Origin of the sequence: Rubricella aquisinus, assembly GCF_014199445.1 — a bacterium.
Classification (GTDB): Bacteria; Pseudomonadota; Alphaproteobacteria; order Rhodobacterales; family Rhodobacteraceae; genus Rubricella; species Rubricella aquisinus.
Map to the genome: position 1 here is coordinate 38,437 of NZ_JACIJS010000007.1, position 19,702 is coordinate 58,138.

General features: G+C 62.6%; 21 protein-coding genes and 1 tRNA gene. 12 read left to right on the top strand and 10 right to left on the bottom strand.

The features are described 5' to 3' along the window. Positions 1-54 precede the first annotated feature (54 nt). The gene (locus tag FHS89_RS11900) at positions 55-999 is read left to right on the top strand and encodes an alpha/beta hydrolase (protein WP_184011923.1); all 945 of its coding nucleotides are present in this window, start codon (positions 55-57) and stop codon (positions 997-999) included. Here the strand turns inward: FHS89_RS11900 and FHS89_RS11905 are convergent. Continuing rightward, positions 996-2,615, bottom strand: a complete 1,620-nt coding sequence (locus FHS89_RS11905; protein ID WP_184011925.1) for a thiamine pyrophosphate-dependent enzyme — start codon at positions 2,613-2,615, stop codon at positions 996-998. The genes FHS89_RS11900 and FHS89_RS11905 overlap by 4 nt on opposite strands. Before the next feature lie 20 nt (positions 2,616-2,635). On the opposite strand from FHS89_RS11905, the gene FHS89_RS11910 reads away from it, so the two are divergent. Further along, positions 2,636-2,854 (top strand): hypothetical protein, encoded by a 219-nt coding sequence (locus tag FHS89_RS11910; RefSeq protein WP_184011927.1) that lies wholly within the window; start codon positions 2,636-2,638, stop codon positions 2,852-2,854. Next, positions 2,851-3,630, top strand: coding sequence for an SDR family NAD(P)-dependent oxidoreductase (locus FHS89_RS11915; RefSeq protein WP_184011929.1), 780 nt, complete (start codon positions 2,851-2,853; stop codon positions 3,628-3,630). Before FHS89_RS11910 ends, FHS89_RS11915 begins: the two co-directional genes overlap by 4 nt. Before the next feature lie 6 nt (positions 3,631-3,636). Here FHS89_RS11915 and FHS89_RS11920 read toward each other — a convergent pair whose 3' ends face one another. Then, positions 3,637-4,650 carry a LacI family DNA-binding transcriptional regulator gene (locus tag FHS89_RS11920; protein WP_343051460.1) on the bottom strand — a complete coding sequence of 338 codons (1,014 nt, stop codon included), beginning with the start codon at positions 4,648-4,650 and terminating at the stop codon, positions 3,637-3,639. 149 nt (positions 4,651-4,799) lie between these two features. On the opposite strand from FHS89_RS11920, the gene FHS89_RS11925 reads away from it, so the two are divergent. The 7 genes from FHS89_RS11925 (at position 4,800) to FHS89_RS11955 (ending at position 11,222) form a co-directional block, all read left to right on the top strand. Further along, positions 4,800-5,003, top strand: a complete 204-nt coding sequence (locus FHS89_RS11925; protein ID WP_184011932.1) for a hypothetical protein — start codon at positions 4,800-4,802, stop codon at positions 5,001-5,003. A 34-nt stretch (positions 5,004-5,037) separates the two neighbouring features. Continuing rightward, positions 5,038-6,192, top strand: a complete 1,155-nt coding sequence (locus FHS89_RS11930; RefSeq protein ID WP_184011934.1) for a TRAP transporter substrate-binding protein — start codon at positions 5,038-5,040, stop codon at positions 6,190-6,192. 123 nt (positions 6,193-6,315) lie between these two features. Beyond that, on the top strand, positions 6,316-6,831 hold the full coding sequence (locus FHS89_RS11935; protein WP_184011936.1) for a TRAP transporter small permease: 516 nt from the start codon (positions 6,316-6,318) through the stop codon (positions 6,829-6,831). A gap of 13 nt (positions 6,832-6,844) precedes the next feature. Further along, positions 6,845-8,176 carry a TRAP transporter large permease gene (locus FHS89_RS11940; protein WP_184011938.1) on the top strand — a complete coding sequence of 444 codons (1,332 nt, stop codon included), beginning with the start codon at positions 6,845-6,847 and terminating at the stop codon, positions 8,174-8,176. 10 nt (positions 8,177-8,186) lie between these two features. Next, entirely contained in the window at positions 8,187-9,494 is a 1,308-nt protein-coding gene (hisD, locus tag FHS89_RS11945; RefSeq protein WP_184011940.1) for a histidinol dehydrogenase, read from the top strand. Then, entirely contained in the window at positions 9,487-10,242 is a 756-nt protein-coding gene (locus FHS89_RS11950) for an SDR family NAD(P)-dependent oxidoreductase (RefSeq protein ID WP_184011942.1), read from the top strand. The genes hisD and FHS89_RS11950 overlap by 8 nt, the downstream gene beginning before the upstream one ends. Next, positions 10,239-11,222: a zinc-dependent alcohol dehydrogenase gene (locus tag FHS89_RS11955; protein WP_184011944.1), complete on the top strand. Its 984-nt coding sequence runs from the start codon at positions 10,239-10,241 to the stop codon at positions 11,220-11,222. Before FHS89_RS11950 ends, FHS89_RS11955 begins: the two co-directional genes overlap by 4 nt. Positions 11,223-11,281: 59 nt before the next feature. On the opposite strand, the gene FHS89_RS11960 is transcribed toward FHS89_RS11955, so the two are convergent. The 5 genes from FHS89_RS11960 to FHS89_RS11980 form a co-directional block, all read right to left on the bottom strand. Next, positions 11,282-11,357: transfer RNA gene (locus FHS89_RS11960), tRNA-Glu, on the bottom strand. 126 nt (positions 11,358-11,483) lie between these two features. Continuing rightward, positions 11,484-13,244 carry a single-stranded-DNA-specific exonuclease RecJ gene (gene recJ / locus FHS89_RS11965; RefSeq protein ID WP_184011946.1) on the bottom strand — a complete coding sequence of 587 codons (1,761 nt, stop codon included), beginning with the start codon at positions 13,242-13,244 and terminating at the stop codon, positions 11,484-11,486. Continuing rightward, positions 13,241-13,525 carry a hypothetical protein gene (locus FHS89_RS11970; protein WP_184011948.1) on the bottom strand — a complete coding sequence of 95 codons (285 nt, stop codon included), beginning with the start codon at positions 13,523-13,525 and terminating at the stop codon, positions 13,241-13,243. The genes recJ and FHS89_RS11970 overlap by 4 nt, the downstream gene beginning before the upstream one ends. Beyond that, complete coding sequence (locus FHS89_RS11975) at positions 13,522-14,073, bottom strand: cysteine hydrolase family protein (protein WP_184011950.1); 552 nt, start codon at positions 14,071-14,073, stop codon at positions 13,522-13,524. The genes FHS89_RS11970 and FHS89_RS11975 overlap by 4 nt, the downstream gene beginning before the upstream one ends. Next, positions 14,070-14,402, bottom strand: coding sequence for a DUF6476 family protein (locus tag FHS89_RS11980; protein ID WP_184011952.1), 333 nt, complete (start codon positions 14,400-14,402; stop codon positions 14,070-14,072). The genes FHS89_RS11975 and FHS89_RS11980 overlap by 4 nt, the downstream gene beginning before the upstream one ends. On the opposite strand from FHS89_RS11980, the gene FHS89_RS11985 reads away from it, so the two are divergent. Further along, positions 14,401-15,426 carry an RluA family pseudouridine synthase gene (locus FHS89_RS11985; protein WP_184011954.1) on the top strand — a complete coding sequence of 342 codons (1,026 nt, stop codon included), beginning with the start codon at positions 14,401-14,403 and terminating at the stop codon, positions 15,424-15,426. The genes FHS89_RS11980 and FHS89_RS11985 overlap by 2 nt on opposite strands. A gap of 81 nt (positions 15,427-15,507) precedes the next feature. Next, a complete protein-coding gene (gene rpoH / locus FHS89_RS11990) occupies positions 15,508-16,404 on the top strand; it encodes an RNA polymerase sigma factor RpoH (protein ID WP_184011956.1) in 897 nt (298 codons plus the stop codon). A gap of 76 nt (positions 16,405-16,480) precedes the next feature. Here the strand turns inward: rpoH and FHS89_RS11995 are convergent, their stop codons facing one another. The 3 genes from FHS89_RS11995 to FHS89_RS12005 form a co-directional block, all read right to left on the bottom strand. Next, a complete protein-coding gene (locus FHS89_RS11995; RefSeq protein WP_184011958.1) occupies positions 16,481-17,002 on the bottom strand; it encodes a GNAT family N-acetyltransferase in 522 nt (173 codons plus the stop codon). A 118-nt stretch (positions 17,003-17,120) separates the two neighbouring features. Continuing rightward, complete coding sequence (locus tag FHS89_RS12000) at positions 17,121-18,950, bottom strand: M3 family oligoendopeptidase (RefSeq protein ID WP_184011960.1); 1,830 nt, start codon at positions 18,948-18,950, stop codon at positions 17,121-17,123. A gap of 135 nt (positions 18,951-19,085) precedes the next feature. Continuing rightward, positions 19,086-19,655, bottom strand: coding sequence for an OmpA family protein (locus FHS89_RS12005; protein ID WP_184011962.1), 570 nt, complete (start codon positions 19,653-19,655; stop codon positions 19,086-19,088). Between the last annotated feature and the right edge of the window lie 47 nt (positions 19,656-19,702).

Below are 19,702 nucleotides of genomic sequence, written 5' to 3' on the forward strand. Positions count from 1 at the left end.
GCGCATTCTGTGGTCGTTTGGGGGCAACGTGTTTCAAACACCGCCGGAGGCCCCATGCTCACCATAGATCCCAAGCTTTTCCATCCCAGCGCGATCAGTGAGGAAACGGCAGCTTTCCTCGCCCGGTTGGAGGCGCAATTGGCCGACCTGCCCGCCACCAACGAAATGCCGGTGGAGGAGACCCGCGCCGCGCGGGATGCGGGACAGGGCGTGTTTCCATCGGGCGGGCCGCTCGACGGGTCCGAATGGCGCGACATTCCCGGCGGGCGCGTGCGGATCAGCCCGGCCCCGGGCACGCCGCGCGCGCTCTATCTGCACATCCACGGCGGCGGCTGGGCGCTTGGCCGCCCTTCGCATTTCGACAAAGGATGTCAGAGGCTCGCGGCGGCAGCGGGGGTGACGGTCGTCTCTGTCGAGTACCGCCTCGCGCCGGAGCACCCATGGCCTGCCTGCCGCGATGATTGCCTGAACGCGGCCCTATGGCTGCTGGAGCATGGCGTCGCGGAATTCGGCACGGATCAGGTGCTGATCGGCGGCGAAAGCGCGGGCGGACACCTGACCGCCGTGACCGCGCTGGCGCTCAAGGAGCGCGGGCTGGCGGATCGCCTCGCGGGGCTGGTGTTGAATTACGGGCTGTTTGACCTGCGGCTGACGGGTTCCATGCGGAACTGGGGCACGCGCAAGCTCATCCTGAACACGCCGGTGGTCGAATGGTTTGCCGATATGCTTGATCCGGGTGCGGCGCATCGCGGCGGGCCTGGCCTGTCGCCGCTTCTGGCGGATGTGTCCGACATGCCGCCCGCCCTGTTCCAGATCGGCACTGCTGATCCGCTATTGGACGATACGCTGCTGATGGCCGCGCACTGGGCGGGTGCCGGGAATGAGACGTCGCTCGCAGTCTATCCCGGTGGCGTGCATGCGTTTGATGCGTTCGATCTGGAGATCGCGCGGGAGTATCACGCGCGATTAGCGGCTTTTGTGAGTGGGTGCCTGCGCTAAAGCTCCGTCTCCGCAATGGTCCGACCGGGGGCTATGTCGCGCGGATCAAGCCTGATATGGATCAGCGACGGGCCGTCGGCGGCGCGAGCGGTGGCGAGCGCCTCTGCGAAATCCGCGTCCCGGTCCACCGTGACCCCAACCGCGCCATAGCTGCGCGCCCACGCGGCGAAATCGGGGTTGGTGATCCGCGTCGCGACCGAGCGCGCGGGGTAATCGCGCGCCTGATGCATCTTGATCGTGCCGTAGAGCGCGTTGTCACACAGGATCACGCGCAGGGGCAGGCCCCGTTCGACCGCCGCGCCAAACTCCATTCCCGTCATCTGAAAACAGCCGTCCCCGGCAAGGCACACGACCTCCCGCCCGGGATAGCGGGCAGCGGCAGCCACTGCGGCGGGCATGCCGTAGCCCATTGACCCGCTTGTCGGGGCCAACTGGCTGTCCGCCCCATAGCGCCAGAACCGGTGCAGCCAGATCGCGTAATTCCCGGCACCATTCGTGAGGATCGCATCCTCGGGCAACTGCTCGCGCAGCACGGCGATGGTGTGGGACATGGTCGCCTGCCCGACCCCGGCAGGGGGCATGGCGGTCCATTCCAGATAGGCCGCACGGCCCGGCACATCGCGCTTGGGCGCAGACTGGCCTTTCATCGCATCAAGGAACCGGCCGGGTGTTGCGTTGATGGCAAGTGTGGGGGTGTAGATCCGCCCCAATTCCTCCGCTCCCGGATGGATATGGATCAGCGCGCGCCCCGGATCGGGCATGCCAAAGAGGCTGAACCCCTGACTGGGATTTTCCGAGAAACGCGCGCCTAGAAGGATCACAAGATCGGCCTCAGCGACCTGCGCCTTAAGCGCCGGATTGATCCCTAATCCCACATCCCCGACATAGTGGTCATGGGTTTGCGGAAACAGATCCTGCCTGCGAAAGGACACGGCAACCGGCAGGCTGAACGCTTCCGCGAAATCGGTGAGTTTCGCCCGGTCAGCCTGTTGCCAACGACTACCGCCAAGGATCAGGAGCGGCCGCTCCGCCGCCGCGATCATCTGCGCGACCTTTGCCGCATCGTCAGGTGCTGGGGCAGGGGCGGCCACCTCCACACGCGGGCCGGGCGGGGCGGCGACCGCATCGCGCAGCATGTCCTCCGGCAGCGCGATCACCACGGGGCCCGGGCGACCCGAGAGGGCTACATGCCACGCGTGATTGATGATTTCGGGAATACGCTCGGCGCGGTCGATCTCCTCGACCCATTTGGCCATGCCGCCGAACAGAGCGCGGTAGTCGACCTCCTGAAACGCTTCGCGCCCGCGCATGTCGCGCCCGATTTGGCCCACAAACAGGATCATCGGGGTCGAATCTTGTGCCGCGACATGCACGCCCGCCGCCGCATTGGTCGCCCCCGGCCCGCGCGTGACCATGCAGATGCCGGGCCGCCCGGTCATCTTGCCATCCGCTTCGGCCATCATCGCTGCGCCGCCCTCGTGACGGGCATTGACCACGTCAATCGCGGCGTCATGCAGCCCATCGAGCACGGCGAGGTAGCTTTCGCCCGGCACGCAAAACACGCGTTCCACCCCCTGTACCTCAAGACATTTCACCAAAAGATGACCGGCCAGCATATCTGCCTCCCTCGCGCGTGTTGGGAGTGACCGTAGCGGCGGAGGGGCGGGATAAAAACCCCGGATTTGAGCGGCGCGGTGGCGTGTCGGGGATTGCGCATTGCCGTTTGGGGCTGCCCTGTGGTATCAGCTTCGCATCCAGATGGAGTAAAGCCGATGACCAAAGCAGCATGAACCGCTTGTCCGCCCTGCAATCGCGCGGGGTGATGCTTTACATCTATACACTGGAGGTCTCATGACCCGACTTACATCGAAACTCTGCGTCGTCACCGGCGCGGGTCGCGGCATTGGTGCCGCGATCGCCACGGCATTCGCCCATGAGGGTGCACATGTTATCGTCACGGATAAGGACGCAGCATCGGCGCAGTCTGTCGCCGCGCGCATCGGCGCTGAGGCCATGCGCCTTGACGTGCGCGCGGAGGAGGACTGGGATGCGCTCGCCACCGCCCATCCCCAGATTGATGTTCTGGTGAACAACGCGGGCGTCACGGGGTTTGAGGACGGGGCTGTGCCGCATGATCCTGAACGCGCGAGCCTCGAGGATTGGCGCGCCGTTCATGCGGTCAACCTTGATGGCACGTTTCTAGGCTGTCGCTACGCGATTGCGGCGATGCGGGCCATGGGGGCGGGGTCGATCATCAACATCTCCTCCCGGTCGGGGCAGGTCGGTATTCCGATGGCAGCGGCTTATGCTGCGTCCAAGGCCGCGATCCGCAATCACACCAAAACCGTGGCCCTCTATTGCGCGGGGCAGGGGTTGGCGATCCGTTGTAACTCCATCAACCCTGCCGCTGTGATGACGCCGATGTGGGAGCCGATGCTGGGCACCGGGCCGGATCGGCAGGCGCGCGCGGATGCGTTCGTGGCTGACACGCCCCTGCGCCGCTTTGGTCGCCCGGAGGAGGTCGCAGCATTGGCCGTCCTGCTGGCCTCCGACGAGGCGGCCTATATGACCGGATCGGAATTGACGATTGACGGCGGTATCCTTGCGGGGTCTGCCGCGGCACCGGGATAGGCAGTGTCAGGCCGGGGGCGGGCCAAGCGACGCGCGCCAAATCAAATCCGTATCGAACTGGACGGAGTCCGGCCGCTGTCCGGTCTTGATCCAGCCGATCAGGAGGTGCGCGGCCATCCGGCCCATCCGGCGGTGCGGAACGCGGATCGTCGTCAGCGCCGGATCCACCGCCGTGGCCAGTTCGATGTCGTCAAATCCGAGGACGGACACATCGCGCGGAACGCTCAGCCCCGCCTGCCGCACGGCCTTGAGCACACCAGCAGCTTGAACGTCGTTGCCGCATAGGATCACCGTTGGCGGCTCCGGCAGCGAAATCAGGGCCCGCGCGATGCCTACGGTCTGCTCGATATCGTAGCTGCCCTCGACAAGATAAGGCGGCTCAAGCGTCAGCCCCGCGTCGGCAAGAGTGGCTCGCACACCGTCCACACGGGCGCGGGCACGATCATTGCCCTTGGTGATCCCGGCGATCATCGCGAACCGCCGGTGCCCGAGTTGAAGCGCCTGCGTGACCAGTTTTGCCGCCGCCGCACTGTTGTCGAACCCGATGCTTAACTGCTGACCCGATGGCGCGGTGGTCCATAAAAGCGCATAGGGCACCGCCCGCCCCTCCAGAAGCTCATAGACCCGTGCCGCGCGCGCCTGCCCGATCAGGATCAATCCATCCACGCCACGCGACAGGAGCGCGCGGACCTGCTGCTCTTCGCGCTCTGGATCATATTGCGAGGTCGCCACCAGAAGCGTTACGCCCATGGTCGTCAATTCTTCCTGAAGGCTTTGCAAGGCGCGCGCAAAAATCGCGTTGTCCATCGTCGGGATCACCGCGCCGATCGTGTTGGTCCGTCCCGAGGCAAGCGCCTGTCCGCCAAAATCGGGCGTATAGCCAAGGGCTTGCACCGCTTGTTGCACCGCATCTCGCGTCGTCTCACGCACACGGTCAGGGGAGTTCAATGCGCGCGAAACCGTCGCTGTCGAAACATTCGCAAGGGTCGCCACGTCCTGAATGGTCGGCTGTCGTTTCACGCCTGTCTCATTCCTCTTGGGTATTTTCGGGCATGGTACACGGAATTGGCCGGAAGGATACGGAAAATGTAAACGCTTGCTTTGCGATATGTAAGCGCTTACAAATTTCATAGGCGGACGATTCGATCCGCGACAAAAGGGAGAAGAACATGGCTCGCAACGGCACTGGACTGCTGCTGATCTCGCTTGTGATCTTTCTCATCTATTTCGGAAATGTGGCGCTTGGCGCGGCGGATCAGGCCAAATTCCTCTCGGATGTGCCGGAGATGCTGACCTTGCTGCTTTCCGTGATCTTTTTTGTCGCCGGTGTGCTCATCAAAGAAGCAAACGCCCCCGGGAAATCCAGAAAATAAGACGACACCAAGTCCAATAGGGAGGACATTTTCCATGACAGACCAAAAGACCAAGGCGGAGATCGCATCCGTCGAGCGACGCAACTTCCTCAAGCTGGCCAGCACGGGCGGCTTCACCGCAGCCGTTGTGGCTGGTGCGGCAGGCACCCTGTGGTCGTCCGAGGCCGTTGCGCAATCCGCGAATGAAGAGCGTGAGCGTGAGGCAGCCGCCGAATACACCATGACGCTGGCAACAGCCTATGTGCTGGGTGCATCCCGGTCCTATCCGATCATGCAACTCGACCTGAAAGAAAACATCCAGAACGCGACCAACGGTAAGGTCTATGTCAAGCTCGCACCCGGTGGGCAGCTTGGTGCAGGTGGCGCGCTCGCACAGGCGGTGCAGGCAAACACGATCCAGTGTGCGCAGCATTCGCTGGCGAACTTCGCGCCGTTTGCTTCCACCGTTGATCTGATCAACATGCCTTATCTGTGCGGGTCCAACCAGCGCTTCACCAACCTCGTGACCTCCGACACCTGGAAAACCGAAGTGCACCCGAAGGTCGAAGCCGCAGGCTTCAAGGCGCTGATGTATATCAACATCGACCCGCGCGTCGTTGCAGTCCGCGCAGGCGGTGCAGGCCCTGTCCTGACGCCGGGCGATCTGGATGGCGTGAAGTTCCGCGTGCCGGGCTCCGCGATGCTTCAGCAGTATTACCGCATGGTCGGCGCGAACCCGACGCCGGTTGCATGGGGCGAAACCCCGTCCGCGATCAAGCAGGGCGTTGCAGACGCACTCGATCCGTCCGTCGGCGCACTCTATGTGTTCGGCTTCAAGGACATCCTGTCCCATGTCACCTTCACTCAGGCGGTGCCGGACAGTCAGGTTTATTCCATGAACCTTGAGTGGTTTAACAGCCTGCCGATGGACGTGCAGGAAGGGATTGAGTTCGCGGGTGAGCTGACCGCGCACCAGAACCTCGCCAAAGTGCCGTCCGCACGCACCTACGCCATGGCCGAGCTTGCCAAGGCGGGCGTGCAGTTCCACTCCCTCTCCGACGATCAATTGGCCGAGTGGCAGGCCGCTGGTGGCTACCAGAACAGCGAGTGGGACCAGTTCAAGGTCGATCTCGCGGGCTCCATGGACGCGTTCGCGCGGCTTGAAGAGGCCGCCGGCACCATGGGCCGCTACTACGTCCACGACGCATAATGTTGACGGGGCGGTCCTGCGCAGGGGCCGCCCCGCTCACATGACGATCCAATAAAAACAAGAATACCTATGCCGGTAACGTGAGTGGTGCGGGGTCCATCCGCATCCAGACGGGAGGATTGTATGTCACCTACACTCAAGGCCATTGACAGAAATCTGGAGCGCTGGGCGCTGTTGGTTTTCTACGTCATGCTGGTCGCGACGATGTTCATCGAAGTGATCCGGCGGGAGGTGTTTTCCTACTCGTCGATCTGGGGTGAGGAGATCGTGCGATACTCCTTTATCTATCTGGCATGGATTGGTGCCGCCGCTGCTGTAAAGGAGCGGGGGCACATCCGCATTGACGTGCTACTGCATTATCTGGGCAAGCGGATAAAGACGCTGCTCTACATTTTTGGCGATCTGGTGATGCTCGCCGTGGCCGTCGTGGCGTTCTATTATTCCTACGAAACCGCGCATATCGCGCAAAAATTCGGCAACGTGACCCACGGGTTGCGCATTGGGCAGGTCTGGTTCCTTGCCGCTGTGCCGATCGGTTTCGCCATGGTGATCTTCCGCCTGATCCAGTCGCTCCTGCGCGACATCAAAGACCTTCGAAACGGCAATGACGTTTACGAAGGCGACAAATTGTTCGACTAAGGGGGGTATCGCTATGCTTTGGGCTCAACTTGGTCCGCAGACCGTCGAACTTGGGTGGGATTTTTACGGCCCGGTTCTGATTTTCGTGGTGTTGGTCGCACTTGCCGTGCCCGTCTGGGCGGCCATCGGCACCTCCGCCATCCTTATGCTGATGTGGTCGGGCGCGCTGCCGCTCAGCCTTGTCGGGGAGAAGCTTTTCTCCGGCATCGACGCCTTCGCGCTGACCGCCGTGCCATTGTTCATCCTGACAGGCGACGTGCTGGTCCGAACCGGGCTCAGTCGAAAATTCCTCGACGTGGCGGAGGCATTGACGCAATTCGCCAAGGGTGGCTTTGGCTCCGCGACCGTTCTGGTCTGTGGTATGTTCGCGGCGATCTCCGGGTCTGATGCCGCTGGCGCTGCCGCGGTCGGTCGGATGACCATCGACCGCCTTGTCGAAAGCGGCTATCCGCGCCCCTATGCCTGTGCGCTGGTCGCGGCGGGTGCCTGTACCGGTATCCTGATCCCGCCTTCCATCGCCTATATCATCATCGGTCTTGTGCTGGGCATATCGGCCTCCACGCTGTTCCTTGCCGCGGTCATTCCCGGGCTAGCGATCCTCGTCTCGATCCTAGTGACCAACATCATCATGAACCGGCTCTATGGCTGGGAAGGGGGCGGGAACATTTCCGCTGGGGAGTATTTCTCCCGCCTGTGGCAGGCGCTGAAATCGGGTTGGTATGCGTTCATCGTACCCGGCATCATCTTCTATGGCATTTTCTCGGGTCGTCTGACCCCGACGGAGGCAGGCGCCACAGCGGTGGTTGTGACCATCGGGATGGGCTTCTTCCTTGGCACGCTGAAATTCTCCGACTTCCCGGCGATGCTGGTCAGCTCCGCGAAGGTGAATGGTGTGATCCTCCCGATCATCGCCTTCTCCATCCCGCTGGCCGAAGCACTGGCCATTATCGGTGTTCCGCAGGGCTTTGTCGCTGTCGCCACAGGCGTGAGCGAGGAGCCGTGGGTTCTGATCCTGATGATGATCTGCATCCTGATTGCAGCGGGCTGCGTGATGGAGACGACGCCGAACATCGTGATCCTCGCGCCGATCCTGTTGCCACTGGCCGAGAATATCGGAATGAACGAAATCCAGTTCTGCATCATGATGATTACGGCGCTGGGTGTCGGGTTCATCACACCACCACTGGGGCTGAACCTCTTTGTGGTGTCAGGGATAACGGGTGAATCGATCCTCAAGATCGCCTACCGCGCCATTCCCTTCGTTTTCTTCATGCTGATCGTGACGCTGATGATTGCCTACATCCCGGTGATCTCCACAGCGATGCTTCCAGATATCTATAAATAGGATTGATCCAATGAGTGTGGACTACCTCAAAAAAGCGACCAAACACGCAACTGACGATGCGGGCGACGTGCGGGCAACCGTGCAGGCCATCCTTGATGAGATCGAGGCAGGTGGTGACGAAGCAGCCAAGAAATACGCAGCCAAGTTCGACCGCTATGAGGGCAATGTCGTCCTCACCCGCGACGAGATCGACGCTGCCGCTGCCGAAGTGCCGCAAAAGCTGAAGGACGATATCCGGTTCGCCTATGACAATGTGCGGATGTTTGCGGAAGCGCAGAAATCGACCATTCAGGATATGGAGGTCGAAATCCGCCCCGGTCTGATCGCGGGGCAGCGCGCGATCCCCTGTCAGGCGGCGGGCTGTTATGCCCCCGGTGGGCGCTATAGCCATATCGCATCCGCATTGATGACCGTTACCACGGCGAAGGTCGCAGGCTGTGGTCACATCACCGCTTGCTCCCCGCCGCGTCCGGGGATCGGGATTGCGCCTGCGATCATCTATACCGCTGATCTGTGCGGCGCGGATAAGATCCTCGCCCTTGGCGGTGTGCAGGGAATTGCCGCGATGGCGTTTGGCCTGTTTGGCCTGCCAAAAGCGGACATCCTCGTTGGCCCCGGCAACCAGTTTGTTGCAGAGGCCAAGCGTATCCTTTTTGGCCGCGTTGGCATCGACATGTTCGCCGGTCCGACGGACAGCCTGATCCTCGCGGATGAAACCGCCGATCCTTACATGGTCGCGTGGGATCTGGTGAGCCAGGCGGAGCATGGCTACAACTCGCCCGTATGGCTCGCCACGACGCACCGCCCCTTGGCCGAGAAGGTGATGGAGATGGTGCCGCAGATGATTAGCGAGCTGCCGAACCTCAACGCGGAGAATGCAGCGCGCGCTTGGGCCGATATGGCCGAAGTGATGGTCGTGCCCGATCGTGAGGGTCTTGCGCAGGTTGCCGACGATTACGCGCCTGAGCATTTGCATGTGCAGGCCGCGGACCTTGATTGGTTCCTCAACCGGTTGCAGTGCTATGGCTCGCTCTTCCTTGGGGAGCAGACGACGGTGTCCTTCGGGGATAAGGCCGCTGGCCCGAACCACGTTCTGCCCACATCGGGGGCCGCGCGCTACACTGGTGGTCTGTCGGTGCACAAGTATATGAAGCTCGTGACATGGCAGCGCGCGACCGAAGCCGCGTCGAAAGACGTGGCCGAGGCGACGGCCCGCATTTCCCGCCTTGAAGGGATGGAAGGGCACGCAAAAGCTGCGGATATTCGTCTGGAAAAATACTTCCCGAACGAAAAGTTCGACCTGACGGCAAATGGCTGACGCGATGTTCGATGTGGCAGGCCGTGTGGCCTGCGTGACCGGGGCCAGTTCTGGCCTTGGTCAGGTCATCGCCACGGCATTGGCAGAGCGGGGGGCAAAGGTCGTGGGCCTTGCCCGCCGCGCGGGCCAGTTGGAAGACTGGTCCGATGCGACATCGGGGGAGACGGCTATCCTGCCCTGTGACCTGTCGGACCCATCCCAAATGGCCACAATCGCAAAGGCCGCGGCAGAGCCATTCGGCGCGCCCGATATCCTCGTGAACGCGGCGGGGATCAACACGCGTGAAGCCGCCGATGACGTGACCGCCGAAGGCTGGAAGGTCACGATTGATCTGAACCTCTCGACGCCCTTTTTCCTTGCTCAGGCGCTGGTACCTGCGATGCAGGAAAAGCGCTGGGGCCGGATCGTGAACTTCGCGTCGCTCCAGACCGAGCGCGCCTTTCCCGGTGGCATCGCTTATGGCGCGTCAAAGGGTGGGGTTGGGCAGATGACCCGGGCCATGGCCGAAGCATGGTCAAAGCATGGGATCACCGCAAACGCGCTGGCACCCGGTTTCTTTCCGACCGAACTGACCGGCGCGGTGTTTGCCGATCCCGAACGCGCGGCGCGCAACGCGGCGCAAACCTGCATCGGGCGCAATGGCGAGGGCGATGATCTGGTCGGCCCGGCGCTGTTCCTCTGCTCGGAGGCAAGCCGCTATGTGACCGGGCAGATACTCTATGTTGACGGGGGATATACCGCAAAATGAAGGCGCTCGTGTATACAGGGCCGCATCAGCTTGAGATGCGAGACATGCCGGACCCCCAGCCGGGCGAGGACGCGCTGATCCGCATCGCGGCCGTGGGCATTTGCGGCTCTGACATGCACGCATGGGCGGGGCATGATGACCGCCGCCCGGCGCCGCTGATCCTTGGTCATGAGGTCGCCGGAGAGGTCATCGCAGGACCGATGATGGGCAAACGTGTGACGGTCAATCCACTGGTCACCTGTGGCACCTGCCGGGCCTGCAAGGCGGGCCGCGACAACCTTTGCCCGACACGGCAGATCATCTCCATGCCGCCGCGCGAAGGCGGCTTTGCCGAGATGGTGGCGATGCCGCCCGAAAACCTTGTTGAAGTGCCCGATGGCGTACCGCTGGAAAAGGCCGCCTTGGCGGAGCCTTTGGCCTGTGGCTGGCACGCGGTCCGGTTGGGGGCACATGCGCTCGACATACCTTTGAGCGAGGCTGTCTGCGTGGTGCAGGGCGGCGGGGCCATTGGGCTCGGCGCAGCCCTTGTGCTGCGTGCGCAGGGTGCGAAACAGATCATCGTGAGTGAGCCGCATCCGGGCCGCCGCGCGATTGTCGCGGCGCAAGGCTTCGAGGTGCTCAACCCGATGGCGCAGGACGCGCCGCGCGATGTGGATTTCGTGGTTGATGGCGTCGGATTCGAGGCGACACGGGCCGCCGCGAGCGACATGGCGCGCCCCGGCGGGGTGATCGTGCATGTCGGCCTTGGCGGCGGAGGGGCGGGGCTGAATATCCGCCGCATGACGCTTCAGGAAATCACCTTTATCGGCACCTATACCTACACCAAGCAGGATTTCCGCGACACGGCAGCCGCCATTTTTGACGGCAGCCTTGGTCCGCTCGATTGGACCGAACAGCGCGCGCTGACCGACGGCGCGGGGGCCTTTGACGATATCGCGGCGGGCCGTGCGGCAACGCCAAAGATCGTGCTCATCCCCTAATAAGGGTCTGAAACAACTTCATTTTTTGGGATTTCGCGTCGCCCCCTCCTGCGGGAGGGTGGTACGCCCTACGGGACTCGAACCCGTGTTTCCGCCGTGAAAGGGCGGCGTCCTAGACCACTAGACGAAGGGCGCATCGCTGTGCGTGAGGCGGTGTTTAGGGGAATCGACGGGGCCGCGCAAGAGGCTTTTGACGCTTTTTTACACTTCCTTTTCCCGGTCGGAAAAAACCGGCATCCGGGGCGTATTGGCCCATTGGTTTCAGGGCTGGGCTTGCGCCGGGGCCGCGTCATCTAGCTTGAGTTTCGGCTTCAATCTGCCGCCCCAATCGTCGATCTCGATCTTGCCCGCGATGTTGAACCGCGCGCCGTTATGCTGCTCCAGCGCGTGGCCCATAGGGGTGTCGCAGATGTTGAAGGCGATCGCGTCGATCCGGCCCCCTTGATCATCCGCGAAACTGAGGCGCAGATGCTTTTCTCCCGCGCGCTTGGCGAAAGTGATGCGCACATCGGGCAGCGCGAAACGGGGGGCGGGGCTGCCCGCGCCAAAGGGGCCGACCTGTTCAAGCTGCTGTATAAGATCAAGCGTGCATCCACTGGGCTGCAACGCGCCGTCAATGCGCAATGTCTGCGGCCCCGTCGCGCCCGCGCCCTGTTTTGCCAACAGCACGCCAAGCCGTTCCATCGCCGCGGGCAGCTGCGCCGCATCCACGGTGAGGCCCGCGGCCATCGCGTGCCCGCCGCCTTTCAGCAGCAATCCTTCGCGCGTGATCTGCGCAATGGACGCGCCAAGGTCCACGCCCGCGACGGAGCGCGCTGATCCCTTGCCCTCGCCCTGATCAAGCCCGATGACCACGGCGGGCCGGTTGGCCCATTCCTTAAGCCGGGCCGCGACAATACCGACGACACCGGGGTGCCACCCATCCCCCGCTGCCCACACGAGCGGGCCGTCAAGGCCGCGCGCTTCGGCCTGCGCCTTAGCCTCCTCAAGCACCAGCGCCTCAATCGCGCGCCGCTCCGCGTTTAGGTGATCGAGCCGTTGGGCAAGGTCCGCCGCCTCCTGCGCGTCCTCCGTCGCAAGGAGCCGCGCGCCCAGATCAGCAGCCCCGATCCGCCCGCCCGCGTTGACCCGTGGCCCCAGCAGATAGCCAAGGTGATAGCTGCTTGGGGCGCTTGTCATGCTTGCGACATCGGCCAGCGCCGTCAGGCCCGGTCGGCTCCGCGCGGCCATCACAGCCAGCCCCTGCCGCACGAACGCGCGGTTGAGCCCCTGAAGCGGTGCCACATCCGCCACCGTCGCCAGCGCCACCAGATCCAGCATGGCCATCAGATCCGGCCCTTTGGCCCCCGCCGCGCGCAAAGCCCGATTGGCCCCGACCAGCATCAGGAACACGACACCCGCAGCACACAGATGCCCAAGCGGGCTGTCCTCATCCTGTCGGTTCGGGTTCACCACGGCCAGCGCGGGGGGCAGGGTTTCCCCGCCCTGGTGATGGTCAAGCACGATGACATCCGCGCCTTTCGCCCGCGCGGCGGCAATCGGGTCATGGGAGAGGGTTCCGCAATCGACGCAGATGATAAGATCATGCGCGGTGGCAAGTTCCTCCATCGCAGGCACGTTCGGGCCATAACCTTCGTCGATCCGGTCAGGGATATAGAGCGTCGCGCGATGCCCCAACGCGCGCAGCCATGTCAGCAAAAGTGCGGCGGAGGCACCACCATCCACGTCATAATCCGCGAACACCGCGATCCGCTCTTTCCCGCGTAATGCCGTGAGCAGGCGCGCGACCGCCTTATCCATATCCTTGAGGCTGGAAGGATCGGGGGTCAGATCGCGCAGCCGGGGCGTGAGATAGGCCGCGACCTCCCCTGCCGTCACATCCCGCGCGGCCAAAAGGCGGCAGACCAGTTCGGGCAGCCCCGTGGCCTGTGTCAGCGCCATGGCCGCACGATCCTGCGCCGCGTCCGGCCCCTGCCAGCGCCGACCGGAGAGTGACCTTTCCACGCCCAGAAAAGCCGTCATGCGGGCGGATCCTTTTCGTCGGATTGCGCGCGGTAGCGATCGGCGGCGGCCTCTTCGGGGGGGACCATATCCGCAAACAGCGCGGAGAGCCGTTTGAGGCTGCGCGCAAACAGAAACACGGCCACCGCCAACCAGCCAAGAAAGATGATCTGCCCCGGCAAATCCATCTCCCCCCAACTCGACAGCATCTGATAGCCCACAAGGATCATCATCACCATCAGAACGATGGCGCTCACGATCCCGTTGCGCAGGCGCTTGCGTTTGATCTGATCTGGGGTCATCCGGCGATGATTTTGTCTGAGGTCGTGACAGTGGCAAATTCGGTGTGAAGATGCGACAAGGCGGCGCGGTGCACTTCCTCTGCCGTGGGGCTTGGCCCATCATCGAAGGAGGTGTTTGCGGCCGCTGCGAAGGTCGCGCAGGCATCGGCGGCGACCTGCACGGTAAAGCCGAGATTTGCAGCCATGCGCACGGTGGTGGACACGCAATGGGGCGTCGTGATCCCGCAGATCACCAGATCGGTCGCGTCCGCGTTGCGCAACCGGGCCTCAAGATCGGTGCCGATGAAACCGGAATTGACGCTCTTGGTCAGGACCGGTTCATGGGGGAGGGGGGCGACTTCGTCCTTGATCTCGATCCCCGGTCCTTGCAGCGGGGATTTCGGGTTTGTGCTGTCATGGCGCACATGGATCACGGGCCAATTCTGCGCCCGCCAATGGTGCAAAAGGTCAGCGGCGCGCTGTTCGGCGTCGGGGTTGTTGCGGGGCCCCCAATAATCGGACACGTCCATGCCCTTTTGAATATCCACCAGGATCAGGGTTGCGGTCATTGTGTAATCTCCGTCGTCGTGAGTGGGGTGCCTGCGCTGTCAAACAGGCGGATGCGCTCCTGTCCTTCCGCGTCGCGCGTCACCACGGCGACCCATCCGGTGCCAAGGGTGACGGCCTGCGCGCGTTCGCCACTGGGCAGGGTAAGGTCGGGCGGCAGGCTGGGGCCAGACGTCTCTCCAAGTGCCAGAAGCCGTATGGTCATCAAGCCGACGACGATGATAATGGCGAGCGTCAGCGTGCCCGTCAGCACCATGACAAGCTGGCGCAGGCGCCTTATCTGCGGCGGCTCTTGCCCTTCTTCGGGTTCTGGAGTGTAACTGCCCGTCATGTCGGATCCTGATGAAAATGAGATTGCGCTCAACCTGACGGCCTCGGGCCGGATTGACAAGGTGCTGGCGGCGGACTTGCCCGATCATTTGGCCGTGAGCCGGTCGCGTCTGCGCGCGCTGATCGAAGGCGGCGCTGTGACCGTGGACGGCGCCTCTCTGGCCAATCCGTCGCAAAAGGTGCGTGCGGGGGCCATGGTGACGCTGCTGATCCCGGAGGTCACGGACAGCGCGCCCCTGCCGCAGAATATCCCGCTTGATGTGGTATTTGAGGACGACGCGCTGATCGTTGTGAACAAGCCTGCGGGCATGGTGGTGCATCCCGCCCCCGGCGCGCCGGATGGAACGCTTGTCAACGCGCTGATGCACCATTGCGGCGACAGCCTGTCTGGGATCGGGGGGGAGCGGCGGCCCGGCATCGTGCACCGGATCGACAAGGACACGTCGGGCCTGTTGGTCGTGGCGAAATCCGATCTGGCGCATCAGGGGCTTTCGACGCAATTCGCCGCCCATTCGGTGGATCGTGAGTACCGCGCGCTGTCCTTTGGCGTGCCGGAGCGCGCGTCGGCGCGGCTTGCGGGGATTGCGGGTGTGTCCTTTGAGGGGCCCGTGCTGAAAATCGAGGCCCCCATCGCCCGCCACCGTGCGGATCGGAAAAAGATGGCGGTCGGGGCGGAGGGGCGCCATGCGGTGACCCGTGCGCAAGTGTTGGAGCCGTTCGCAGGGCAGGCGGCGTTGATCTCCTGTCGGCTGGAGACGGGGCGCACCCATCAGATCCGCGTGCATATGGCCCATGTGGGACATGCGCTGATCGGTGATCCGGTCTATGCAGGACGTCGCAAAGTGGGGCAGGGGCTGCCCGCCCCGGCGCGCGAGGCGATCGCGGCCTTTCCACGGCAGGCATTGCACGCGCTGCGATTGGGATTTGTGCATCCGGTCACGGGCGAAACCCTGACTTTCATCAGCGATTTACCGCCGGATTTCGCGGAATTGTTGCGGGAACTGCGGGAAAACTCACAGGATTGAGAGGGAATGTTTCCAACCTCTTGAATCGGATGTGAAGCCCATTAACTTAATCTCAACAAAAGTCGTTCAGGGAATACAGACATGGCATATTCAAACCTTCCCGCACCGTCCCCCGAACAGGGGATGAGCCGCTACCTCTCTGAGATTCGTAAATTTCCGATGCTTGAGCCGGAGGAGGAGTACATGCTCGCCAAGGCTTGGGTCGATCATCAGGACAAGGAGAGCGCGCATAAACTCGTAACGTCTCACCTGCGTCTGGCCGCGAAAATCGCGATGGGCTATCGCGGGTATGGCCTGCCCACGGCGGAGGTGGTGTCGGAGGCGAATGTCGGCTTGATGCATGCCGTCAAACGCTTCGACCCTGAAAAGGGGTTCCGCCTTGCGACCTATGCGATGTGGTGGATCCGTGCGAGCATTCAGGAATATATCCTGCGCTCATGGTCGCTCGTGAAAATGGGAACCACCGCCGCGCAGAAAAAGCTTTTTTTCAACCTGCGCAAGGCGAAAAACCGGATCGGCGCGCTGGAAGAGGGCGATCTGCGGCCCGAGCATGTGGCCAAGATCGCCAATGACCTTGGCGTGACGGAAGCCGAAGTGACCTCCATGAACCGGCGCTTGTCGGGGGGCGACGCGTCCCTCAACGCGCCCCTGAAAACCGATGGCGAGGGCGCGTCGGAATGGCAGGACTGGCTGACCGATGATGATGCCGATCAAGCGGAAGCCTATGAGGAGCAGGATGAGCTTGAGGGCCGCCGCGCGCTGCTGATCGCCGCGATGGGTGAGCTGAATGATCGCGAAAAACATATCCTGACGGAGCGCAAATTGCGCGACGATCCGGTCACGCTTGAGGATCTGAGCCAGGAATACAATGTCAGCCGGGAGCGTATCCGCCAGATCGAAGTGCGCGCCTTTGAAAAGGTGCAGAAAAAGATGCTCGAACTGGCCAAGGAAAAGGGCATGTTGCCAGAAATGGCCTGATCGCCGGACCGGTGGTAAAAAATCAGACCCCTCCCTGACCCACAGGGAGGGGTTTTTCGTTTCTGCTTGTACCCGGTTATTGCCCCGCGGATCGCAGCGTGTTGCTGGGGCGTTGTTTCTGGGCGAACGCGGTTTGCAGGGGCGTCAGCGGCTCAGTGACGTTAGCATCCAGTTGGTCCACCGATTGCAGATAGGTGACGCTGGGCACTTTGACGAACCCTGATGTCTGCATGAACCGCCGCGCGGATGCGTTGTCCGTCGTGGTTGTGAAAAGGATCGTGCTGCACCCGCGCGCCTGTGCCTCCACCCGTGCCGTGGCAAGCAGCCTGCGGCCGATATCCCGTCCGCGAAAACGACTGTCCACATAAAAATTCTCAATCACGAAATCCGTCTCAACATCCGGATGATAATGGACCACCCCCATCATCATGCCGACAGCCATGCCGCGATGCAGGGCGACGAACAGAAAATGGCACGGACGGTCCAGATAGACCTTCAAACGTTCGTGGTTGATCTGTGCATCGAACAGGTCCGGCGACGGGAAGGCGAGCAATCCCACATCTTCGGCGCGTACATGGTGAAAGGTAATATCCGGCATCTCATCCCCCGAAAAAGTCTGCGGCCACCCCTACGGCCCAGCGGGGGTATTTCTCGCAAGATTCTCGTAAAGCTGGGGTTAACGCGCGACCACATTAACCCCGATTCAACCGAAAGTATCAGCTGTCCATCGCCTCCAACTCGTCAATCATGCTCTCGATGAGGGACAGCCCCTTGTCCCAGAATGCCGGGTCGGACGCATCAAGGCCGAACGGGGCCAAAAGCTCCTTATGGTGCTTCGATCCACCGGCGCGCAGCATGTCGAAATACTTGTCTTGGAAGCCTTCGGGTGCCTCCTCATAGCGGGCATAGAGCGCGTTCACCAACCCATCGCCAAACGCGTAAGCATAAACGTAGAACGGCGAATGGATGAAATGGGGGATATAGGTCCAGAAGGTTTCATACCCGTCCACGAAATCGAACACGGGGCCAAGGCTTTCGGCCTGCACGCTCATCCAGATGTCGTTGATCTGATCGGGGGTCAACTCGCCCTCGGCCCGGGCGGCGTGGAGTTTGCATTCAAAATCATAGAACGCAATCTGGCGCACGACCGTGTTGATCATATCCTCGACCTTGCCTGCCAAAAGCACCTTGCGCGCCTTCTGGTCCGGGGCCTGATCCAGCAGACGGCGGAAGGTCAACATCTCCCCAAACACCGAGGCGGTTTCGGCCAGCGTCAGCGGCGTGGAGGACAGCAATTCCCCCTGCGATGCGGCCAGCCGCTGGTGCACGCCATGGCCAAGCTCATGGGCAAGTGTCATCACGTCCCGCTGCTTGCCCAGATAGTTGAGCATCACGAACGGGTGCGCGTCGGTCACGGTGGGATGGGCGAAGGCGCCGGGGGCCTTGCCCGCCTTGGCGGGGGCATCAATCCAGCCTTCGGTAAAGAACGGCTCGGCCAAATCGGCCATGCGCGGATCAAACCCCGCATAGGCCTGCATGACCATGTCCCGTGCGTCGTCCCAGCCGATCTTGCGGTCATCGCTGTCGGGCAGGGGGGCGTTGCGATCCCAGACCTGCATCCGCTCCAGCCCCATCCATTTGGCTTTCAGCGCGTAATAGCGGTGCGACAGGCGCGGGTAGGCGGCGACCACGGCGTTGCGCAGGGCCTCCACCACCTCCGGCTCCACATGGTTGGCAAGGTGCCGCCCGGCCTGCGGGGTAGGCAGGCCGCGCCAACGGTCCTCAATCTCTTTCTCCTTGGCCAGCGTGTTGGTGATGCGGGCGAAAAGCGGCAGATGACCGCGAAACACAGCGATCAGCGCGTGGGTGGCAGCCTCCCGCTTGCTGCGGTCGGTGTCCGACAAAAGCGTGAGCGTCGCCTCAAGTGGCAATTCCTCCCCATCCACGGTGAAGGTCAGCCCGGCCATGGTCTCATCAAACAGGCGGTTCCAGGCGGCTGTGCCGACCACCGATTTGTCATGGAGGAATTTCTCCATCTCGTCGGAAAGCTGATAAGGCTTTGCCGCGCGCACACGGTCAATCCACGGCTTATACCGCGCGAGCGTCTCATCCGCCGCCAGCGCGGCGTCAAGCGTGGCATCCTCGATCCGGTTCAGTTCAAGCGTGTAGAATACCAGACGCGCCGACAGCTCCGTGATTTTGTTCTGCATATCGGCCATGAATTTGGACCGGGCCGCATCGGTCGTGTTCTGGTAATAGCGCAATCCGGCAAAGGACATCACCCGCCCCATCACCACATCCATCGCTTCATAGCGCAGGATGGATTGTGCCAGCGCGGAGGCGGGCAGCGTCGCGAGTTTGCCCTCATAATCAGCGGCGAAGCCTGCGGTATCCGTGTCAAGCTGCGCAAGGTCATCCTGAAGTTTCGGGTCGTCCTCGCCGGCGTAGAGCGCGCTGAAATCCCATTCGGGCAGCGCACCGAATGCGCCCGCCCCTCCGGTCGGTTCAGCATCCAGAACAGGGCGGGGCAAGGGAAGGGTGAACATGGCGCAGGACCTCTACATTTGATGGACAGTTTCTTGACAGGTAACCCGTGGCGAGGCGGGTTCAAAGGGGGCAAACGAAAAACGCCCCGGCGCTAGGGCCGGGGCGTTCAAATTCTGCTAATCCGTCAGAACAGATTAGTTGGTGACTTCTTCGTCCGGGTGGTTGGTCAGAACCACGCACTTGCCGCCGGACATCACGCAGTTTGCGGTGTCAGCCATGGCCGGTGCTGCTTCCATTGCCACTTCCATTTCCGCCATCATCATGTCGGAGAGGGTGACTTCCACGCGACGGTTGCGCGGCTCGCGCACGCCATCGGCGGTTGCCACTGCGAGGTCCATCTCGCCACGGCCGGATGCGGAGATCACTGCCGGGTTCACGCCACCAGCGGTCATTGCTGCGGACACGGTTGCGGCGCGTGCTTCAGACAGCGCCTGGTTATAGGCGTTGGAGCCGGTGGTGTCGGTGTGACCCACGAGCGAAACGTTTGCACTGGTCGAGACAGCCGCCTCAGTCGCACGGTTCACGGTTGCTGCTGCCAGCGAGGACAGGTCAGACCGGTCAAAGCCGAAGTACACGGTGTACTCTGCCGGCGGCGGCGGTGCCATTGTCGTCGACGTGCCAGAGGAGTCGTCCATCTGCGAACCACCGCATGCTGCAAGCGCAAACGCCGCACCAGCGATCATGATTGAGGATACTGCTTTCATCCCACTCTCCGATATTTCAGGGCACCCACTCGGCATGCCTCATTGAT